The following is a 3,410-nucleotide window of genomic DNA, read 5'->3' as shown; positions in this document are numbered from 1 at the left end:
TAGGGACGTAGTGCTAATTTCAAGGGTTACAATTTTTGAATCCCTAAAATAATCAAATCTCTGAATACAAAGCCTAAAAAAACCCCGGCGCTCGCGGCCGGGGTTTAAGAAAAAAACTTTAGGAAATTGGAATGCCCTTAGTCGACTTAATTTCTGTAGACGCTCCCAGAGGCTGATTTTCGGGAGTCTACTTTGGGATCTCCATTGTAGCCAATATCGCCTCCACTGCTCGCATCTGCCGTGAGCTCTTCGGAGACATTGACCCGGATATCCGCTCCGCTGCTGGCATTGGCGCGGCAAATTTTCGCCTCCAGTTCTTCAGCCTTGATATCTGAACCACTACTGGCATCGGCATACAAAAGATTGGCCCGTCCGCCGAGTCGGATGTCCGCTCCGGAACTGCTCTCCGCTTCGATTTGATCCGCTACTAATTCAACTTTCAAACCGGCACCACTGCTGGAATCCAGACTTACCTTGTCTGCCTCTATCAGGCCTTCTCCTACCAGGTCAGCCCCGCTGTTGGCTTCCAGAGCTGTAATTTCCGGCATGCTGATATAGACTTTTTTGGTGGCTCTTCCGATGTTCTCAATGGCATGGACTTTCAGTTTGCCATCCCGGATGTCCGTGCCGATTAAATCGATTACATTTTCGTCGGCTTCTACACGGATTTTAAAGTCCGCCGCCTGGGTGACATAAACGTCCAGGCCTTCGGAGGCGGAAACCGCGGTGAAGGGTTCGGTAATGTCCCGGCTCTCTTTGACCACGTCTCCGTTTCCGGTTACGCCGCTGCCAAAGTTCACATCCATCATACAGGAGGAGGTGAGCAGGGCGAGGATAATTGCGATGGTAAATCTTGCTAGTGTTGTCATGATGTGCGTTTTTTGATGTTTGATCTACCCGGCGTCCGGATAATTTTAGAGCTCCGGGTTTTTAGCTTGTTTTGATGTTGTAAATGTCGGTGCCTGAAGTCAAAGACCACAGGAAACCATACTGAATTGTCGTATTTCTAACCTGAATTGCAGAATCAGTCATTTTCCCTTGCTTTTACCTTGATTCCATCCTCGTCAATTTTCATTTTAAAGGTATCCCTGGAATCCTGAACATCTATATCAATCCCGTTCTCATCGATTATAATATGTCCTTTCCCGTCTGAATCCTCGTCATCCGATTCCTCTATACAGTTCTGGCAATTTAGCATTCCATCAGCACCCATAACCCAAGTGTAGTTTACAATGCGCTTGCGATACATGTCCCTGTCGGTTCGCGTACGCCGGCCCATGTAATCCGCTGAGTTCGAATTAAAACTCAGCACCGTTCCTTCCGGTACAAATAGCGTCAGTCGGATTTCCTGATCCCGAATTTTATTCTTGACCGCTGTGGTAAAATGATCGTCCAGGGTCAGGGTATTTCCGGAAAAAGAATAATTGTAATCGATCTGCCCGGCGCGGTCCCTGGCGTTCTGGTAGGAACTGCCATCGGCATCTTTGCGAACCCTCAGACTGAGGACGGTATCTTCAGCCTGTTGAATATCCATAAGCAGGTCGTTTGAGTAGAGCAGGGCGTTATCGGCCTCGTCATAACGGATTTCAACTCCCCCCATAGTAGCTGTGGAGAGTTCATTATAATCTGAAACCTGAAACTTCACCCTCAGCGTATCCGGTGCCTGAGCTGACGTCAGGGTATCGCGCTCACTGACACTGCCGGTATAGGCATGAGCTGAAGCTTGTTTGATTCCCAGTACCGCGAGGGCAATCAGGGAGATCAGCCAGAGGCCCAGCAGGGAGAATTTGGCAATATTTCCGATAGACTTCAGGTTATTGACCAAAATGCGTAACCCGAGATACATCAGGAAGAAAAACGGGATGCCCAGGGCAAAGAACATCAACAGGGAGACAACCCAGACAGGCGCATTCGTGGAGTTTACCATGCTGAGAAAATCTACTCCCGGAATGTGTACCACATCGATAAGCCCTACTGTAAAGAGTCCTATAAAAAGCCCTATAAGGGTGGCTGCACCAATAATAATCAGGAGGATCCCGATAAATTTTCCGAAGACCTTAAACAAAAACAAGATGATGTCACCTACGGTATCAAAAAAGGATTTCCCCGTTCTTTTTACCTGATTTCCCACCTTGTCGTAATCCACGCTCCGGACTTTATCAGCCACCCCGTCGAAACCCTCCTTTACCTTTTTTTCGATATTGCTGATATTGACCGGTTCCCCGGTCATGTCCAGCTTCTGGGCAGTCGTTACTGCCTCAGGTACCAGGATCCAAAGGATGATATACGCGATCAGGCCAAATCCTCCCGCGAAAATCGCGAGGAACAGGAAGATCAATCGTATCCATAGGGCGTCCAACCCGATATAGTATTCCAGGCCGGCGCACACCCCGCCGATGTATTTGCGGTCGATATCCCTGTAGAGTTTTTTCACCCTGGACGGGCCGGTGGGTCGTGAGCCGGAAGGGGCATCTTCAAAAATTTCCTCGTCGATATGGTAGTCCTCGGGCTGGCCCATGATTGTGATGACTTCATCGACTTCTTTCGCCGTGATGACCTGCCGCTCATTTTCCATTTTTTCATAGAAAAGTTCCGCGATACGGGCCTCGATATCGGCAATGATCTCGTCGCTTCCTGTAGTCCCGGCAAAGGAGCGTTTTATAGCCTCCAGGTAGCGCTGCAGCTTTTGATATGCATTTTCATCGATGTGAAAAAGCATGTTCGCCAAATTTATATTTACTGTCTTGTTCATCTTACTTCTTTTTAGCGTTGGTTACCACATTAACCGCCGTACGGAGTTCATCCCAGGTGGTATTGAGTTCTTTCAGAAATAACTTGCCGGTCTCTGTGAGGCCGTAGTACTTTCTGGGCGGGCCGGAACTGGATTCTTCCCAGCGGTAGCTCAGTAACCCAGCATTTTTCAGGCGGGTCAGCAAAGGGTAGATCGTACCCTCCACGACGAGCATTTTTGCGTCCTTCAGGGTGCTCAGGATTTCTGAGGCATACTTGTCGTCCTCACTGAGGATAGACAAGATGCAGTACTCCAGTACCCCCTTGCGCATTTGTGCTTTTGTATTTTCTACATTCATAATTTGTCGCTTCTTTGATCTCCTGCTTTACGGAGCAGAGATCGGGGTTAACTGTTCGTTTTTTGAGATTTCATAATAGATGTTTACTTGATTGATGATTGATGATTGATTTTTCGATTGATAAATAAACTTTCGTACGCTTTATTAGTGTAAACTGATGATCCGATGCATTTTCCAGTTTCCTTCCGTGTTTTTCCAAACTGTTATAAACCGGCTGGGATTGGACAGGGCATCGGGCTCCTGATTGTTATAAAATTTATGGTATCCGATTTCTACAGCTCCAAACCCTGCAATTTCATGTACTTCCAAACTGTCTTCGAC

The 3,410-nt window shown here is 47.6% G+C and carries 4 protein-coding genes; all 4 read right to left on the bottom strand.

What is annotated here, in order from left to right; genetic code table 11:
• Positions 1-146 precede the first annotated feature (146 nt).
• Positions 147-869, bottom strand: coding sequence for a head GIN domain-containing protein (locus WBV75_RS08095; RefSeq protein ID WP_424120127.1), 723 nt, complete (start codon positions 867-869; stop codon positions 147-149).
• 155 nt (positions 870-1,024) lie between these two features.
• Positions 1,025-2,752: a PspC domain-containing protein gene (locus tag WBV75_RS08090; RefSeq protein ID WP_424120126.1), complete on the bottom strand. Its 1,728-nt coding sequence runs from the start codon at positions 2,750-2,752 to the stop codon at positions 1,025-1,027.
• Position 2,753: 1 nt separating this feature from the next.
• On the bottom strand, positions 2,754-3,089 hold the full coding sequence (locus WBV75_RS08085; RefSeq protein WP_424120125.1) for a PadR family transcriptional regulator: 336 nt from the start codon (positions 3,087-3,089) through the stop codon (positions 2,754-2,756).
• A gap of 144 nt (positions 3,090-3,233) precedes the next feature.
• A complete protein-coding gene (locus tag WBV75_RS08080) occupies positions 3,234-3,398 on the bottom strand; it encodes a DUF4440 domain-containing protein (protein WP_424120128.1) in 165 nt (54 codons plus the stop codon).
• Between the last annotated feature and the right edge of the window lie 12 nt (positions 3,399-3,410).

The sequence above is a fragment of the Robiginitalea sp. genome (assembly GCF_049588695.1).
Classification (GTDB): Bacteria; Bacteroidota; Bacteroidia; order Flavobacteriales; family Flavobacteriaceae; genus Robiginitalea.
The sequence above is the reverse complement of the archived record's forward strand: the minus strand, read 5'-3'. Positions and strand labels throughout refer to the sequence as shown.